Here is a 16,650-nt window from a genome sequence, read left to right as displayed (position 1 = left end):
GAGTCCTGCGCGAGGCTGGCCGTTTCCGCCGCTGTGCGGGCCGTGGCGGCGTCGCTGGCGCTGTTGTCCGCCGCGGCACGGGCCGAGGCATAGGCATGCTGGGTTTTGCTCAAATATTCACGCGGATTGTCATCGGACGTCACGTCCACCTTGACGCAGCGCCCAAGCTCCTCCTGAAGCTGTAGGCAAATGCGCGTGAGCTTGTCGTCGGATTTTTCAATCTCGCGCACATCAATGGCGTCGGCATTGGACCACGAGCGGTCCTGCGTGATGGGCACAAACTGGAGAATGGTCAACAACTCGCCCGCGGGCATGGGGTCGCCGCTGAGGGGATATTCCACAAGCCCTTCGCCCGCCTCGCCGTTGCCTTCAAGGGCATAATCCACGCCCCGCACCAGTTCGACCTGCTCCATAACGCCACTGCCGCTGTCCACAGGGCGGCGCAGATAGCACCGCAGGTGGTCGGCATCGTCGTAGACAAAGCCCACGGGAAACCGGCGGGCACTCCCGTTTCCCTCATAGCGGACCTTGCCGATGGTGGAATCAACACTCATGTGTCCTTTGCTCCTTGTCTGGGGTTTGGCTGCACGCGTGGGACCACAGCGCCCCTGCGCTTTGCGGCCAGTTGTGCCATGGCAGATTTCCGGATGTATGCACATGTGCCATATGCCAAAGAAATTCTGCGAGGCCCTCCCTGCGCGTGCCCGCGCGCCAGCCCAATCCCCACGCCCGAAATCCCACACTTTCCTTGACCGCGCCCCGCCGCGTATGGCATAGACACCGTCCGCTCGGCATCCTCCGCCCGCAGCGCAGGCCACCGGAAACGCCACACAGCGTCCCCGGCCAGCTTGCGTGGGTGGTTTCTTTTTGCTATGAGATAGGGTGTTCCGATTGAAGAATCTTTCGCTTTTTGGGTGCGTTGACAAAAATACGTGCAACCGGACGCACCATGCCCCGGGAGACTGATGCCCAGCATCAACGCGCTGCATCCCGCACCGGCTCCGCCCCCGGCCAAGCCGCGTAGGCAGGACCGAAGCGACGCGCCCTCCCCTGGCACTATGCGATAAGCAGGTGCTTTCCTCCTGGCGAAGAGAGGGGAAGCACCTTTATTTTTGAGGGATACCATGGACATCCAGAACGTCATTGCCCGCATCGAACGCTCGGCCCCGCTTTGCGGCGCGGCCGAATGGGACAAAAGCGGCGTGCAGATTGCCGGGACAACCCGCAACATCACCAAGCTCGCCGTAACCCTCGACCCAACGCCACACGCCGTGGCCGAGGCTCTCGACTGGGGCGCGCAGTGCATCCTGACCCACCATCCCCTGTGCATGCAGCCCCGCTTTTTGGACACTCCGGGCCGTTTTTTGGATGTTGCCCGTGGGGTGCTCTCCCGCGGGGCGTGGCTCTATGCAGCGCACACTTCGCTGGATGTGCAGCCCGCTGGGCCCGCAGGATGGCTGGCACGCGCCCTTGGCCTGACGGACCTCTCCATCATCGAGACCACCATCGCCGACGAAGCGCACCCCGCTGGTTTCGGCTTTGCCGGACGCCTGCCCCAGCCCCTTGGCTGGGACGACTTCGCCGCCACCCTTGGCGGGCTGATTGAGCGTGATTTTTTGCTGTCCATCGGTGCTGCGCCCGAGCGCGTAGAAACCGTGGCCTACTGCACAGGGTCCGGCGGCTCGCTCATTGACGCAGCGGCAGCCACCGGAGCCGACGTTTTCATCACTGGCGACATCAAGTACCATCTGGCGCTTGAATCGGATATATTCACCGTGGATGTGGGGCACTTCTCCCTTGAGGAGATTATGACCCGCATCTTTGCCGAGGAGCTTGCCCCCGATATGGAAAAGGACGGCACCACCGTCCGTTTCTTCCCGGGGGCGGAGCCGTTCTCTCTGCATACGGGCCCCTGGCCCACGCGACACAAGTGATCACAGCCCTTACGCAAGGGACTGAATACATTCACGGCAGCCGGCAGCCGGCCGCCAAAGGCAACTGCCGAGGAGGATACCCCGTTGAGCATGTACCTCAAGCAAATCGAGCAGCTCATCGTTCTGCAGAAAGTCGATGACGAGATCATCACCCTGGAAAATGAACTGGAGAGCCTGCCCAAGGAACTCGCCGCGCTCGAGGACAAGTATGAAAAGTTCAATGAGCGCCTGAACCAGGTCAAGGAAAAGACCGACATCCTTCTGCACCAGCAGCGCGTTCTTGCCGACGAGATCGAAAGCAACGAAGAAAAGATCAAGAAGAGCAAGGACAAGCTGATGATGGCCGGGAACTCCCGCGAGTACCACGCCATGATGCGCGAAATGGACAACATGGAGAAGATCAACCGCACCCGCGAGGAAGAGAAAGTCGCCCTCGCCGAGGAGCTGGAACGTCAGAAAGAACTCCAGACGTCCATGGAAGAAGAAGGCGCAGAGCTGAAAAAGCAGCTGGACGAAAACAGCACCACGCTCAAAAAGCGCACCACTGCCGCCAAAAAGCGCCTGAACAAGCTGCAGAAGGACCGCGCCGCCGCGTGCGAAGTCGTCCCGCCGCGCGTGCTTGGCCGCTATGAATTCATCCGCGCCCGCATCAGCCATCCGGTCATCGTCCCCGTGGACGAGGCCGTCTGCAGCGGCTGCCACATCCTCATCCCCCCGCAGGCCTTCAACGACCTGCAAAAGGGTGAACAGATCATGAGCTGCCCCAACTGCCAGCGCTTGGTCTACTGGACGAATCACTTTACCGATCCGGACGCCGCGTAGCGTCCCGCAGTCCGGCCATGGCCGGGCGCACAATATTCGGGAGTTGGACAGGTCATCGTCGCGGCCCGCATGGGCCGGGGAGGAAAGTCCGGGCTCCGTAGGGCAGAACGCTGGATAACGTCCAGGTGGGGTGACCCATGGACAGGGCCACAGAAAGCAAACCGCCAGCACACCGTGCTGGTAAGGGTGAAACGGTGGGGTAAGAGCCCACCAGCCGCCGTGGTGACACGGCGGGCTAGGTAACCCCCGTTCGGAGCAAGACCAAATAGGGAAGCGTTTGAGGTCGGCCCGACTGATGCTTCCGGGTAGGTTGCTGGAGGCCATGGGCAACCATGGCCCTAGAGGAATGATGACCGCCCCGCAAGGGGAGACAGAACCCGGCTTACCGTCCGACTCCCATCTCCGCAAGGACAGGCGGCGCGGAGGCGTTATCGCCTTCGCGCCCCTTTTGTATCCATCACCTTCCACCGCAAAGAAGACCGCTATGTCAGTCTGGGCCATACTTCTCGCCGCGGGACAAGGCTCCCGCCTCGCCGCATCGGGGCTTGCCACCAAGAAACAGTTCCTGCCCTATGAGGGCGCCCCGCTCTTTTGGAAAAGCGCCCGGACCATGGTCCGCGTGCCCCGCATCGCCGGATTCGTGTTCGTCTTCCCCGAGGGCGAAGCCGAGGACGGCGCGCGCACCGTCAAGGAGCTTGCCGCGCAGGACGACTTTTCCCTGCCTTGCCTCGTCGCCACAGGCGGCCCGCGGCGGCAGGATTCCGTCCACAACGGCCTCGCCATGCTCCCCAAGGACTGCACCCACGTCCTCGTGCACGACTCGGCGCGCCCCTTTGCCAGTGCTCCGCTCATTGCCTCACTGCTTGCCGCCATGGACGCCGGGAACGACGCCGTCATCCCCGCCATCCCCGTTGCGGACACCATCAAGCGCGTGGCCGAAGACGGCACCATAGCCGAAACCCTGCCCCGCGCCGAACTGCGCGCCTGTCAGACCCCGCAGGCCTTTGCCTTGCCCCTGCTCCAGCGCGCGCACGACATCTGCCGCGACCAAAACCTCGCCGTCACGGACGACGCCTCCATGGTGGAAGCCATCGGTGAACGCGTCGCCACCGTTCCCGGCGAGGCAGGCAACATCAAGATTACCACTCCGGAGGACCTGCGCATGCTCACCACCAATGCGCCCGTCGCCTACCCCTGCGTGGGCTGGGGCTACGACGTACACAAATACGGCCCGGGCCGCCCGCTGAAAATTGGCGGCATCCCCATCGACGGCGACCTGCAGGTGGTTGCACACTCCGATGGCGATGTGCTGCTGCACGCCCTTGCAGACGCCCTGCTGGGCTGCCTTGGCAAAGGCGACATCGGCCAGCACTTCCCGGACAACGACCCCGCCTTTGACAACATCGAATCCGCCGTCCTCGTGGCCGAGGTTCTGGACATCGCCCACCGCGAGGCCCTGACCATCACCCACGCGGACCTGACCATCATTGCGCAGACGCCCAAGCTGTCCACCTACCGCCGCCGCATCCGCGACAATGTTGCGCAGCTGTTGCGGGTCGACCCCGCCCGCGTCAACGTGAAAGCCACAACCGAAGAAGGCCTCGGCTTTACGGGCAAGAAGCACGGCATCAAGGCCGTGGCCTGCGTCACCGGCATGCGGCAGCCGCAGGGCGCGGAAAATTAGGGCCAAAGGTCTTTGACGCCCCACTTCATTTGAGGCATGATTCCACCCCGCCCGGATAGTGTATCCTGCCGGGGTTTTACCAACATTATCAATCCGTTTGAGGACAAAACTGGAGTACGGCCAATGCAGCTCTACAACACAATGACACGTCGTAAAGAGGAATTCACACCGCTCAGGGACAACGATGTCCGCATGTACGCTTGTGGCATCACCGCCTACGACTACTGTCATATTGGCCATGCTCGTTCCGCCGTTGTTTTCGACGTTCTGGTTCGTTACCTGCGCCACCTTGGCTACAATGTCACCTTCGCCCGCAACTTCACGGACGTGGATGACAAGATTATCAACCGTGCCAACGAAAACGGCGAAGATCCCTCCGCACTGGCGCAGCGCTTTATCGAGGCGTTCCATGAGGACATGGACAAGCTGAACGTGCTGCGTGCGGACCTTGAACCCCGCGCAACGGAACACATCGGCGAGATGATCGCCCTGACGGAAAAGCTCATAAACGACGGCCACGCCTACGCCACCGAATCGGGCGACGTGTACTTCCGCGTCCGCTCCTTTGACGGCTACGGCAAGCTCTCGGGCCGCGACATTGACGAAATGCGCTCCGGCTCCCGCATCCAGCCCGGAGACGAAAAGGAAGACCCGCTGGACTTTGCCCTGTGGAAGGCCGCCAAGCCCGGCGAGCCGGAATGGGAAAGCCCGTGGGGCGGTGGCCGCCCCGGCTGGCACCTTGAGTGCTCCGCCATGAGCGACAAGCACCTTGCCCTGCCCTTCGACATCCACGGCGGCGGGCAGGACCTCATCTTCCCCCATCACGAAAACGAAATCGCCCAGTCCGAGGCCGCCACGCAGACCGAGATGGCGCGCTTCTGGGTGCATAACGGCTTCGTTCAGGTGGACTCCGAAAAGATGTCCAAGTCTCTTGGCAACTTTTCCACCATCCGCGACATTCTCGAAAGCTACCACCCCGAGACCCTGCGCTACTTCCTGCTGACCAAGCACTACAGAAGCCCCATCGACTTCACCCCGGACAACATGCTTGAAGCGGAAAAGAACCTCCGCCGCATCTACACCACCCGCCGCGACATCCAGACCGCTCTGGAGCGCAGCAAGTGGAGCGGCGCAGAACTGCCCGCCGAGTTGACCGAGGAACTCAGCACCCTTGAAGCCGAGTGGAACAAGTCCATGAACGACGATATGAACACCGCCGGCGCCCTTGGCCACGTGTTCGGCCTCATCCGCCTTGTTGGCCGCGTTGCGGAAAACAAGAGCTGGCGCAAGAGCGAAGGGGCCAAGGCTCTGTGGACGCGCGCCCTGTACCTGCTGGCCTCGTGGGGCACCGCGCTTGGCGTGTTCAATCAGGACCCCGAAACCTTCCTGCGTGAACTGCGCGAGGTAAAGGTCCGCCGCTACGGCATCGACACCGCCAAGGTTGACGAACTGCTGGAAAAGCGCGCAAGCGCCCGCAAGGAAAAGGACTTCACCACCTCCGACGCCGTCCGTGACGAGCTGGCCGCCATGCATGTGGACGTACACGACACCGCCACCGGACAGGAGTGGGACGTGCTGTAGTCCTGCCGGCACAATCACACTGATACAGGTCCATCCCCAACAACGGGGATGGGCTTTTTTTCGTTGTGCCAACCGCCACCCGAGCCCTCTCCAGCCTCACACGCCTCCCACCACGCGCCCTTTTTCCCCCGCACTTTCGTCCTGCACCGCTTGTCCCAAACGGTCTCTTTATAGTACTCTCTACGTAGAACCTATACCTGTAATCGGCTTATGCTACGGGACAATTATGGAATTTGGACTGAAGCGGATACCGCACGGACACCTGCGCCATAAGCCAGCGCCCTCTCTGCTGGCTCTCAAGGCTCTGCTGACCGCGTGTGTACTCGGCCTCTTCCTCCTTGCGCCGCCCGCTGGGCTATGTGCCCCGCGAGACGACAACGAGACCATCATTGCCGCCGTACCCGAGCATTTTCCACCGCATTACATGGTGGATGAAACCGGCAGGACCACCGGCTTCGCCATTGACATCATGAATCATCTTGCCAAGCGCACCGGGCTGAACATCCGCTACGATATCTACAAAAACTGGACCCTCGTTCACGACGCGCTCCGCACCGGCAAGGCCGACCTCATCCCCAATATCGGCATCACGCAGCGGCGCTCAGACTTCCTTGAATTCACCGCCCCCATCGAAACGTTCAAGATTTCCTTCTTTGTACGCTCCGCCTCCACGGACCTTGAGACCCTTGAAGACCTTGAGGGCAAGGTCATTGGCGCAATCATGGTCAACGCGGGATATACCATCCTTAAGGACTTCGGCAGCCACAAAATCATCCTTGTCAAAAGCCCGCAGGACCTGCTCAGCCTGCTCATCTCCGGGCAGGCGGATGCCATCATCTATCCGGAGCCGCTTATTTGGCGGCTGGCGCGCCTTCTGGACATTGAAGACCGCATACGAACCATTGGTCCCCCGCAAAAGGAAATCAAACGTGGCATCGGTGTGGCCCGCGGCCGCACGGAACTGCTCAAACGGCTCGACAGCGCCATACACGACTTCGTCAAGAGCAAGAACTACAACGCCATCTACACAAAGTGGTACGGCAAGCACGAGTCAGCCATTGCGTCCAAGCGTCTCGTAACCACAATGTTCAGCATAATGGTAATCTTTGGCATTGCCATGGTGCTCTGGAAATACTTTGGCACGCGCGAAACCAACAAACGCCTGAAGGAAAGCATTGCCGAACGCGAAGCCGCCCAACAGGCGCTGGCCGAACGCGAGCGGCAATACCGGCTGGTGGTGGAAAACCTGCACGAAGGCATCTGGCTGGTGGATCCGGACCGGCACACCCTGTACGCCAACCCGCGCATGTTTGAACTGCTGGGTGTCAAGCAGAGCCAGCTGCTGCAAAGCACTGCGGACGACTACCTCCCCGAGGAGCACCGCGCCGACTTTTTGGGAAACCTTCTCACCATCAAGAATACCCTCCCCATCTCTACCGAGACGCAGCTTGTGCGACAAGATGGCGAGGTGCTGAACGTTATGATGTCCCTTGCCCCTGTCAGCGACGAGCACGGCACCTATACAGCCACACTCCTCAGCATCATGGACATCACAGAATCCACACGCCTGCGCGCGGAGCTGGAGGAAGCCAACAAGCAGGCGCAACTGGCCAGCCGGGTCAAGTCCGAATTTGTAGGCGTCATGAGCCACGAAATCCGCATGCCTCTCAACGGTCTGCTCAGCATGCTGCAGATGCTTGAGCGCACGCGGCTTTCCGCAGAGCAAATCGAGCCGACCACACTTGCCCGCCGGGCGGGGAGCGGCCTGCTGACCGTGCTCAATGATATTTTTGACATTTCCATGATGCAATCGCCCATCGCCGGTATCTTGCACGACAGGTTCACCCTGCCCGCCATCATCACCACGGTGGTGGATTCCTTCGTTTCCGAGGCCAAGGTCAAGGGCATCGAAATCCGCACCAACATCGCGGACACCGCCACAGGCTCCGTCATTGGCGACGCGCGGCGCATCCGGCAAATTCTCTTCAACCTCCTTGGCAATGCCATCAAGTTCACGGAGCATGGAACCGTGGACATTGAGGTGGCACCTCTGCCCTACCGCCCGGACGGGAAGCATCAGGTGATTCTGTTCGTCATTACGGATACAGGCATCGGCTTCGCCGACGACAGGGTCGACACCTGCTTTGAGCCTCGCCCCGCCACTCTCCCCTTTACGCCATCCGGGCAAAGCTCCCCAGAAATGGGCTTCGGCATCATCCGGCAAATGGTGGAGAGCCTCGGCGGCACGCTCGCCGTGGATTCCGAGGAAACCGTTGGAACAGCCATTTACTTCACCATTCAGGTCGAGCTGCCCGACTCGGCAGCGCCCCAAGGCCCGCCGGATTCCTCCGGGAACCGCAAGCCGTCATCACGCATGACACAGCAACAGGTGCTCATTGTCGGGGACGACCAAGTCAACCACTTTGCCCTTGAACGGCCCCTCGGCCACATGGGGTATTCACCCATCCGGGTCAGCAATCACGCCGAAGCCCTCCAAGCGCTTCGGGCGCATAGCTTCGCCTTTATCCTGCTTGTGGCAGGTCCCAGCGCGTCGGAGTCCCTCGAAGCCCTGCGGGCTCTGCACGAGGTCACACCATCTCCGCCGCCCATTATCGGCATTCTCCAGCGCGAAGCCAGCGTGCAGCACAGCATCCTCATGGACAATGGCATCGCCGGCACCATCACCTACCCCATGTCGCCAGAGGCCCTGCAGGATATGATTAATTCCCTGCTTGCCCGCGCCCGCAACGGCGGCACCTAGCTCCCCCCCAATCCGCACACACAAAAAGGGACCACACCAAACGGCGTGGTCCCTTTCGCAATGCGTTGTATGGCGACGGCGCGGTGCTCGCGGAGCTAGTCGCCCTTACCGAACAGGCGCGTCTGCAACATGTTAATGGTCTTCGCCCCTTTGCCGCCGGACTCCGGCGCAACAATAGGCCCGTAGCCAAGGCGCTGGGCCTGTTTCATGCGGATGTCATGGCTGGCGACCGGGCGGACCTGCCCGTTCAGGTCAATCTCGCCCCACATCACTGCGGCTTCGGGAAGCGGCCGGTCATAGAAGGACGACAACACCGCCGCCACAATCCCGGCGTCCAGCCCCGGGTCCGTCATCTTCATGCCGCCACCGATTTTGGTGTAGATGTCCACACCGGAAAGATTCAGCCGCAGGCGCTTTTCCAGCACCGCAAGAATCAGGTGCAAGCGGTTCGCGTCAAACCCCAGCGCCGTGCGGCGGGGAATGGACAGGAACGACTTGCTCACAAGCGCCTGCACCTCCACGGCAAAGGGCCGCTGCCCGTCAACGGCCATCACAAGGGCGGTTCCGGACAGGCCGGGGTCACGGTCCTGCAGGAAAAAGGTAGACGGGTCGTCCACCACCTGCATGCCGCTGCCGCGCATCTCAAAGACCACAAGCTCATGGCTGGGGCCAAAGCGGTTCTTCATCACGCGCAGAATGCGGAACAGATGCCGCTTGTCGCCCTCCAGCGAGAGGACCGTATCCACCATATGCTCAAGGAGCTTCGGCCCGGCAATCTGCCCGTCCTTGGTCACGTGGCCCACCAGCACCAGCGTAATGCCCGTGGACTTGGCCCGCTCGATAAGCGATGTGGACACGGCGCGGACCTGACTGACGCTTCCGGGCAGACCGTCCACCTCGTCCGAGGCCAGCGTCTGCACGGAGTCCACAATCATCAGCTCCGGACGGCCAGCCCCCTCCATGGCGGCCAGCACATCCTCCAGACGCGTGGTGGACATGGCCAGCAGGTTGGGGGACAGCAATCCCAAACGCTGGGCGCGCCCCTGCACCTGACCAAGAGATTCCTCGGCAGATACATACAACGCGCGCCGTCCACTGCTGCCAACGCTGCCCGTCAGCTGCAAAAGCAGCGTGGACTTGCCAATGCCGGGGTTGCCCGCCATCAGCACCACGCCGCCGGGCATGAGGCCTTTGCCCAAAATCTGGTCCAGCGCGTCCAGCCCGCTGGTGTAGGGCTCGGCATTTTCCTCGGTGAATTCCGTCAGCGCCACCGGCGCATGCATGGACGACACACTGCCGCCCGGCGCGGACGCCGCACGTGCGCCCGTGCCCGTCGCTTTCTTGGGCGCGGCCTTTTCCTCAAGGCAATTCCACATGCCGCAGTGCGGGCACTGCCCCTGCCAACGGGGGCTGACGCTGCCGCACTCGTTGCACACGTATATGAGCTTTTTCTTCATGATTCCCTATCGCAAAACAAAAGGGCCGCACCCTGTGCGGCCCTCTGTAAAACTTCTAAAGGTCTTCGACGTCCCGGACCGCGGCCACCTTGACCACAAATTCCGACACATTCTCCGATGGTGAGAAGAAGACAAACATGAACGGCACGTCCTGTCCGGGTTGCAGGTTCACGTTGTTGGAGCCCACACCGGCCTCATCGGTCAGCGCGGTGGCAATCTCCTCCTGCCCCAGCACCTGAAGCTGAAAGAGCGAGAGCGTATTGCCGCAGAATTGGCGGGACGAATCCAGCACGGCGTTGTTCGCATCAAACAGGCTGGCCTCTACCTCGATAAGCTCCTTGGGGAAGCCCGAGGCGTTGAGGGCGCGGCCTTCGATGACGAAAATCTTTCCCGCCTTTTCGTTGTCCACGTAATACTGGCGGATGCTCTCCAGCGATATCTGCTTCACCATCTCCTGCATTTTGGCAGGGTCCGGCATGCCGTCGGCGGTAGTGTTGTCCGACGAGGAGCCAACAATGCCCCCAAGCAGCTGAGGCGCTAAGTAGTAGGCTACTCCTGCACCGCCGCCCAAAAGAACAACCACGGCAACAAGGGCGATGAGCAGCGTTTTGCCTTTGCCCTTCTTCTCCCCGGAAGGTGAGCTATCCAGATTGAAGTCGTAACTTCCCCCTGCATCGCCCTCCTGTCCCTGAGAAGAGGAAACCTCAGCGCCTGCGTCGTCTGCGGACGGCTGGTCCGCATCGTCTCCCGCACCGTCGGTACCGGAGGGCAATGCGAAGACATGTTCGCATACTGTGCAGCGCAGCTTCTGCCCGGGCTGGGCAACGCTGTCATCAAAGTTGTATGTCGTGTGACAACTGGGACATTCAACGACCATACGCGAATCACTCTCCTTCAGCCTCCGCACCCGGAGCCAAATCCATGTGCTACCGCCGCGTCCGGCGGTGGATTATTCGACGAGCTCGTAAATTCCGTCAAGCTCCCTGTATCGTTCGGCAAAATCCATTCCATAGCCGACGATGTACCCTTTATCAAGATGGAACCCGGGAAAGTCAACCTTTACGTCCACTTCGCGGCGCTCGTACTTGTCCACCAGCGCGGCGATGGTAAGGCTTCTGGGCTTGCGTTCCTCAAGGGTGCGCATCAAAAAGTCCATGGACTGGCCGGTGTCCACAATGTCTTCCACGATGAGGACGTTGCGGTCTTTGATGGAGATTTCCATGTCCTTGGTGAACACCAGCTCGCCGCTTTCCGTGCCGCGGCCATAGCTGGCCAAACGCACGAACTCCAGCTCCAGGTCGAGGTCGATATGGCGCACGAGGTCAGCAAAGAACAAAAAGCCGCCCTTGAGCACACAGACAACGACGACAGGCTCGCCCTTGTAGCGCTCCGTAATTTCGTGGCCAAGGGTGGCTACGCGTTCCTGAATCTCCTCGGGGGAGATGACTACCTTCATACTCTTGGTCTTGTCGCTCAAACCTTGCATCCTTGTTTGCGGTCCTAGCCGTGGGCGCGGGCGCGTGGCCCGGGCAGCTACATCGTGATGAGCATGGCCGTTTCGTCGCAGTCCGGGAACTTGGGACAGTTGATGCAATCGGTCCACACCTTTTGCGGCAACACGTCCTTTTCCACTTCCTGAAAGCCCAGCCGTGCGAAAAAGCCGCTCACATACGTCAGCGTGAAGACCTTGTAAACCCCCAGCGTCACCGCCTCGGACAGGCAAGTCTCCACCAGACGGCGGCCCCAGCCGGTCCCCTTCATCTTTTCATGCAGGGCCAAAGAACGGATTTCCGCGTGGTCCTCCCAGAAAATAGTCAGCGCGCAGCAGCCAACAACAGTTTCGTCCCCACGGTCCACCAGCACATAAAAATCACGCAAATGCCCATACAGCGAGCTAAGCGAGCGGGGCAACAGCTGCCCCTGTCCGGCGCATTCCATCAGCAGCAGGTGAATGCTCTTCACATCCTGCATCCGCGCCTTGCGAATATATACGTCCATGTCGTCCTACTTCTGTTCAAGGAGGGAATCGACCACCTCGCCGAGTTGGTCGGCGGTGACCATCCCCTCATGATTCACCACCAGCTTGCCCGTGGTGTCGTACACCATCACACGGGGTATGCCGGAAATCCGAAAGAAACGCGGCACCGACTGCTCGGCGCGGCGCACGGGATAGGTAAAGTCCTGCTCGGCCACAAAGTCCGTATAGGCCGCCTCGTCCTCATCCACGGAGATGCCCATCAGGAGCACATCGTCCGGGGAATACTGCCCCCGCAGGTGGTTGAGTTCGGGAATTTCGCGGCGGCACGGCGGGCACCATGTGGCCCAAAAGTTCACGATAACCACACGCCCCTCGGCGCTGCCCACCGTCCGGATTATATCCATGGCGGACACGGTGTCGCCCGTGGCTCCCGGCAGGTCCGCCGAAGCGCGGACCATGCGCGCGGGAAGAAGCAGAACCGTCACCAGCGCCAAAAGCGCCGCATAGCGCATCATGCATCGTCGCATACTGTATCTCCTTGCCGCCGGTGCATGTGCGGCCTGTATCCGGCGGCGCCCCGCTGCCCGTCCGGGCCATGCGGAAGCGCCGCCGGTGGTCGTTTGTCTCAAATAGCGAAGCCGGGCCACCCCCATGGGGAAGCAGTCCGGCGCGGCCAACGGCTTGTCCTACGACGCAGCGCGCCGGGCGGCAAGGGTCTTGGCCACCTTCACGGCGTCCACGGCGTCGCGGGAGTAGCCGTCTGCGCCAATCTTGTCGGCGTAGTCCTGCGTCACCACCGCGCCGCCAACCATCACGCCGCAATCAAGGCCCATCTCGCGCACCAGCGAAACCGTCTCCTCCATGCGGATCATGGTGGTGGTCATGAGTGCGGAAAGGCCAATGACAGCCGCGCCCTCTTCGCGCGCCGTCTCCACGATACGCTGGGCAGGAACGTCCTTGCCAAGGTCGATGACCTCAAAGCCGTTGTTGCGCAGCATGAGAATGACAATGTTCTTGCCGATGTCATGAATGTCGCCCTCAACGGTGGCCATGATGACCTTGGTCTTTTCCTTAGCGCCGGAGCTGGCCTCAAGATATGGACGCAAGTGCTCAAACGCCGTCTGCATCGTCTCGGCGGACTGCAAAAGCTGCGGCAGGAAGTATTCCTTACGCTCGTACTTTTCGCCCACTTCGGTGATGGCGGGGATGAGGTCCGCGTCAACAAGGTCAAAAGGGTCGCGGTCTTTCTCCAATTCTGCGTCGATGAGGGGCAGAATTTCGTCGCCAACGCCAGCAATGACGGCGTCGCCAAGGCTTTCCACCTTCTTGGCGCCGCCAAGGTGGCTGTCGCGGCCGGGAAGCGGTCCGCCCGTGGGCTTCCACTCAGCAAAGTTCGCCACGTAGGAGCGCGCCTGCGGGTCGCGGTTCAACAGTACCTCGGAGGAGGCAACGCTCTCGATAAGACGCGAGGAACCGGGGTTGGCAATAAACGCCGACAGCCCCTGCGCCATGCCCATCACAAGGAAGGAGGCGTTGAGCAGTTCGCGCGCCGGCAGGCCAAAGGAAATGTTCGACAGGCCGCACACCGTGGCCAGGTTCCACTCGTCACGGCAATGACGGATAACATCAAGGCACGCCTTGGCGGACTCCGGCTTGGACGACACGGTCAGCACCAGCGCGTCAACGATGATGAGATGGCGCGGAATGCCAAGGGAGTCGGCTTCCTTGAGCAATTCCTCAATGACGGCGAGGCGCTCGCTTGCCGTGACAGGCAGCTTGCGGCCCTGAAGCGGCAGCATGATAAACGGTGCGCCATAGTGCTTGCACAGCGGGCCAAGCTCCTGCATGCGGCCGGGCTCTCCGCTGATGGAGTTCACAAGCGGGGAGCCGGGGTAGGCTTCAAGCCCGGCGCGGATGGCGTCAATGTTCGTGGAATCAAGGCACAGGGGCATCTGCACGCGGGAGACGAGGGACGAGACGAGGTCCGGGAGCAACGTCTGTTCCTCCACCATAGGCGCGCCAACGTTTACGTCCAGAATATGCGCGCCGCTCTCCACCTGCTCCTTGGCAAGGCGGAAGGCCTCGGTATACTGCCCGGCCTGCAACTCGGCAGTGAGCTGCTTCTTGCCCGTGGGGTTGATGCGCTCGCCGATGATTTTGCTGCGGCGGGACGGGTGCAGGGCCACGGACTGCGAGCGCGAGGTAACCACAAGGCTCTCGGCCTCCGTCGCCTCGGGCATGGTCCATGTGGCGTTCTCGAATTCCTTGCATGCACAGCGGATGTGCTCCGGCGTGGTGCCGCAGCAGCCGCCGATGGACTTGGCGCCCATCTCCACGAAGGGACGAATCTGCCGCGCGAAATCCTCCGGCCCAAGACGGAACACCGTCTGGTCGCCCTCAAGCTCGGGCAATCCGGCGTTCGGCTCTGCAAAAAATGGCGTGCGCAGGCGCGGCATCATGGCCTTAAAGACCTCCAGCATGCCCTCGGGACCAGCCGAGCAGTTGGTGCCGATAAGGTCCACGCCAAGGTTCTGCATGGTGTCCACATAGGTCAGCGGACGCGTGCCGGTAAGGCTGACGCCGTCCTCGAAGGTCATGGACGTGGCAACGGGCAGATTGCCGACTTCGCGCGCGGCAATGACGGCGGCGCGGCACTCGGCAAGGTCAAACTGCGTCTCCACAATGACGAGGTCGGCTCCGCCCTCGGCAAGGCCGCGAATCTGCTTGGCGAAGGCTTCCACAAGCTCGCGGAAGGTCAGGTCGCCAAGCGGCTTGCAGAACTGGCCCGTGGGGCCTACGCTACCGGCAACAAAGGCTCGGTCGCCAGCGGCCTTGCGGGCCACGGCAGCCATCTCGCGGTTGAAGGAGAAGGCATCGAGACCGGACTCAAGTTTGAAATCCGTTCCACCGAAGGTGTTGGTGGTGACAACACGCGCTCCGGCGTTTATGTATTCACGATGGATGTCGGCGACGATGTCTGGATGGGCCATGCCGAACGCTTCCGGGGATTGCCCGGGCTGCAGGCCGCGGGCCTGCAAAAGCGTCCCCATGCCTCCGTCAAAGGCAAAGACGTTGCGTTCTTTGAGAAAACGGCGAAAATCTGGCAACGTTGTGCTCCGTGTTTGCTGGTTAAGCGGCCAAGACCGAATGTGCCCGTCAACCACGGATTCCGGGGCTTGCCGGGCCTGAGTTGTGTACTTAAAAACATTGAAAAGGACAAATAAAAACTCTATACTTCACAAACCCTGTGGCAGGCATTATGCCTTTTTTTTAGGCCTTTTGCCCCCTTCTGCGCCCTCGCCCAACCCCTGCCTGGTGGCACGGCCCGGAAAGACACAACAAAGCTGAAGAGTTTTATAACAAAGAATGGAAGATCACACCATTATCGACGAAAACGACATCGAGCTGGAAAGCGAAGAGACCGTAGACGGCGACGGGATTACCCCGGATGCAGCCGAGGCGCCGGGTGAGCTTGTTCTCAAGCCCGCCGGCAGCTCGGACCTTATGCCGCGCGACCCGCTCAGGCTCTATCTGCGCGAGATTAGCCAGTTTCCTCTTCTGGACCCGGAAGAGGAGCAGGAGCTCGCCCGTCGCGTGCGTGATGAGGGCGACAACGAGGCGGCCTTCCGCATCGTCTCGTCGCACCTGCGCCTTGTGGTGAAGATCGCCATGGATTTCCAGCGCCGCTGGATGCAGAACGTTCTGGACCTCGTGCAGGAAGGCAACGTTGGCCTGATGCGCGCCGTGCAGAAGTTCGACCCCGACAAGGGCATCAAATTCTCCTACTACGCGGCGTTTTGGATCAAGGCCTACATCCTCAAGTTCATCATGGACAACTGGCGGCTGGTTAAAATCGGCACCACGCAGTCCCAGCGCAAGCTCTTCTATAATCTGAACAAAGAACGGCAGCGCCTGCAGAGCCTTGGGTTCGACCCGGACTCGGCGACACTGTCCAAGAACCTCGGCGTGTCCGAGGACGTGGTAATTGAGATGGACCAGCGGCTCTCGCGGCAAGATATGTCCCTCAACATGCCTATCGGCGAAGAGGGCGGGGCCTCCCGCATGGACTTTCTGCCCGCGCTGCAGCCCGCCATCGAAGAAGATGTCGCCCAGGATGAGATCTCTCTCATGGTCCGGGAACACATCAAGACCATCCTCCCCAAGCTGAACGACAAGGAGCAGGACATTCTCAGCTCGCGCCTGTTGTCGGACTCTCCCGTCACACTCCGTGAAATTGGCGAGAAGTACGGCATCACCCGCGAACGGGTGCGCCAAATCGAGGCGCGCCTGCTCAAAAAGCTCCGGGAGCACATGGCCGAACACATCGCAGACTTTTCAGACGACTGGATCCATACGAATGAATGAAACACTCCGTAGAATGAAAAATGAGGCGAAGGTGCTCGCCGCCAAGCTGGACCAGCCCGCCTTCTACA

General features: G+C 61.1%; 12 protein-coding genes, 1 other RNA gene and 1 pseudogene. 7 read left to right on the top strand and 7 right to left on the bottom strand.

The window, feature by feature from the left end; translation table 11 throughout:
• A pseudogene (locus tag ACY69P_RS05015) lies at positions 1-554 on the bottom strand (hypothetical protein); the annotation flags it as partial.
• A 570-nt stretch (positions 555-1,124) separates the two neighbouring features.
• Between ACY69P_RS05015 and ACY69P_RS05010 the strand changes: the two are divergent.
• From ACY69P_RS05010 to ACY69P_RS04985, 6 genes are all read left to right on the top strand, one after another.
• A complete protein-coding gene (locus ACY69P_RS05010; protein WP_404844750.1) occupies positions 1,125-1,934 on the top strand; it encodes a Nif3-like dinuclear metal center hexameric protein in 810 nt (269 codons plus the stop codon).
• A 90-nt stretch (positions 1,935-2,024) separates the two neighbouring features.
• Positions 2,025-2,756 carry a zinc ribbon domain-containing protein gene (locus tag ACY69P_RS05005; protein ID WP_404844749.1) on the top strand — a complete coding sequence of 244 codons (732 nt, stop codon included), beginning with the start codon at positions 2,025-2,027 and terminating at the stop codon, positions 2,754-2,756.
• 39 nt (positions 2,757-2,795) lie between these two features.
• Positions 2,796-3,157, top strand: an RNA gene (gene rnpB, locus ACY69P_RS05000) — RNase P RNA component class A.
• Positions 3,158-3,240: 83 nt separating this feature from the next.
• On the top strand, positions 3,241-4,440 hold the full coding sequence (gene ispD, locus ACY69P_RS04995; protein ID WP_462326755.1) for a 2-C-methyl-D-erythritol 4-phosphate cytidylyltransferase: 1,200 nt from the start codon (positions 3,241-3,243) through the stop codon (positions 4,438-4,440).
• Positions 4,441-4,563: 123 nt separating this feature from the next.
• Positions 4,564-6,021, top strand: coding sequence for a cysteine--tRNA ligase (gene cysS, locus ACY69P_RS04990; RefSeq protein ID WP_459899599.1), 1,458 nt, complete (start codon positions 4,564-4,566; stop codon positions 6,019-6,021).
• 226 nt (positions 6,022-6,247) lie between these two features.
• Entirely contained in the window at positions 6,248-8,782 is a 2,535-nt protein-coding gene (locus ACY69P_RS04985; RefSeq protein WP_462326754.1) for a transporter substrate-binding domain-containing protein, read from the top strand.
• 95 nt (positions 8,783-8,877) lie between these two features.
• Here ACY69P_RS04985 and radA read toward each other — a convergent pair whose 3' ends face one another.
• The 6 genes from radA to ACY69P_RS04955 all read right to left on the bottom strand — a co-directional run bounded on the left by radA (position 8,878) and on the right by ACY69P_RS04955 (position 15,324).
• Positions 8,878-10,239, bottom strand: coding sequence for a DNA repair protein RadA (radA, locus tag ACY69P_RS04980; protein WP_462326753.1), 1,362 nt, complete (start codon positions 10,237-10,239; stop codon positions 8,878-8,880).
• Positions 10,240-10,294: 55 nt separating this feature from the next.
• Positions 10,295-11,116 carry a DUF3426 domain-containing protein gene (locus ACY69P_RS04975; protein ID WP_462326752.1) on the bottom strand — a complete coding sequence of 274 codons (822 nt, stop codon included), beginning with the start codon at positions 11,114-11,116 and terminating at the stop codon, positions 10,295-10,297.
• A 72-nt stretch (positions 11,117-11,188) separates the two neighbouring features.
• Positions 11,189-11,695 carry a hypoxanthine phosphoribosyltransferase gene (gene hpt, locus ACY69P_RS04970; RefSeq protein ID WP_459900091.1) on the bottom strand — a complete coding sequence of 169 codons (507 nt, stop codon included), beginning with the start codon at positions 11,693-11,695 and terminating at the stop codon, positions 11,189-11,191.
• A gap of 77 nt (positions 11,696-11,772) precedes the next feature.
• Entirely contained in the window at positions 11,773-12,237 is a 465-nt protein-coding gene (locus ACY69P_RS04965; RefSeq protein ID WP_462326751.1) for an N-acetyltransferase, read from the bottom strand.
• Between the two features lie 6 nt (positions 12,238-12,243).
• Positions 12,244-12,744, bottom strand: coding sequence for a TlpA family protein disulfide reductase (locus ACY69P_RS04960; RefSeq protein ID WP_462326750.1), 501 nt, complete (start codon positions 12,742-12,744; stop codon positions 12,244-12,246).
• 159 nt (positions 12,745-12,903) lie between these two features.
• Positions 12,904-15,324 (bottom strand): homocysteine S-methyltransferase family protein, encoded by a 2,421-nt coding sequence (locus tag ACY69P_RS04955; RefSeq protein WP_462326749.1) that lies wholly within the window; start codon positions 15,322-15,324, stop codon positions 12,904-12,906.
• A gap of 259 nt (positions 15,325-15,583) precedes the next feature.
• Between ACY69P_RS04955 and ACY69P_RS04950 the strand changes: the two genes are divergently transcribed.
• On the top strand, positions 15,584-16,582 hold the full coding sequence (locus ACY69P_RS04950) for a sigma-70 family RNA polymerase sigma factor (protein WP_459899587.1): 999 nt from the start codon (positions 15,584-15,586) through the stop codon (positions 16,580-16,582).
• The last annotated feature ends 68 nt before the right edge of the window (positions 16,583-16,650 follow it).

The sequence above is a fragment of the Desulfobaculum sp. genome (genome assembly GCF_054921475.1).
Note: the sequence above shows the minus strand (reverse complement) of the source record. Positions and strands in the feature narration are given on the sequence as shown.

Bases quoted from the DNA above. Each gene is read 5' to 3' on its own strand.
- ACY69P_RS05010 (WP_404844750.1), top strand. From the start codon at position 1,125: ATGGACATCCAGAACGTCATTGCCCGCATCGAACGCTCGGCCCCGCTT.
- ACY69P_RS05005 (WP_404844749.1), top strand. From the start codon at position 2,025: ATGTACCTCAAGCAAATCGAGCAGCTCATCGTTCTGCAGAAAGTCGAT.
- ispD (WP_462326755.1), top strand. From the start codon at position 3,241: ATGTCAGTCTGGGCCATACTTCTCGCCGCGGGACAAGGCTCCCGCCTC.
- cysS (WP_459899599.1), top strand. From the start codon at position 4,564: ATGCAGCTCTACAACACAATGACACGTCGTAAAGAGGAATTCACACCG.
- ACY69P_RS04985 (WP_462326754.1), top strand. From the start codon at position 6,248: ATGGAATTTGGACTGAAGCGGATACCGCACGGACACCTGCGCCATAAG.
- radA (WP_462326753.1), bottom strand. From the start codon at position 10,239: ATGAAGAAAAAGCTCATATACGTGTGCAACGAGTGCGGCAGCGTCAGC.
- ACY69P_RS04975 (WP_462326752.1), bottom strand. From the start codon at position 11,116: ATGGTCGTTGAATGTCCCAGTTGTCACACGACATACAACTTTGATGAC.
- hpt (WP_459900091.1), bottom strand. From the start codon at position 11,695: ATGAAGGTAGTCATCTCCCCCGAGGAGATTCAGGAACGCGTAGCCACC.
- ACY69P_RS04965 (WP_462326751.1), bottom strand. From the start codon at position 12,237: ATGGACGTATATATTCGCAAGGCGCGGATGCAGGATGTGAAGAGCATT.
- ACY69P_RS04960 (WP_462326750.1), bottom strand. From the start codon at position 12,744: ATGCGACGATGCATGATGCGCTATGCGGCGCTTTTGGCGCTGGTGACG.
- ACY69P_RS04950 (WP_459899587.1), top strand. From the start codon at position 15,584: ATGGAAGATCACACCATTATCGACGAAAACGACATCGAGCTGGAAAGC.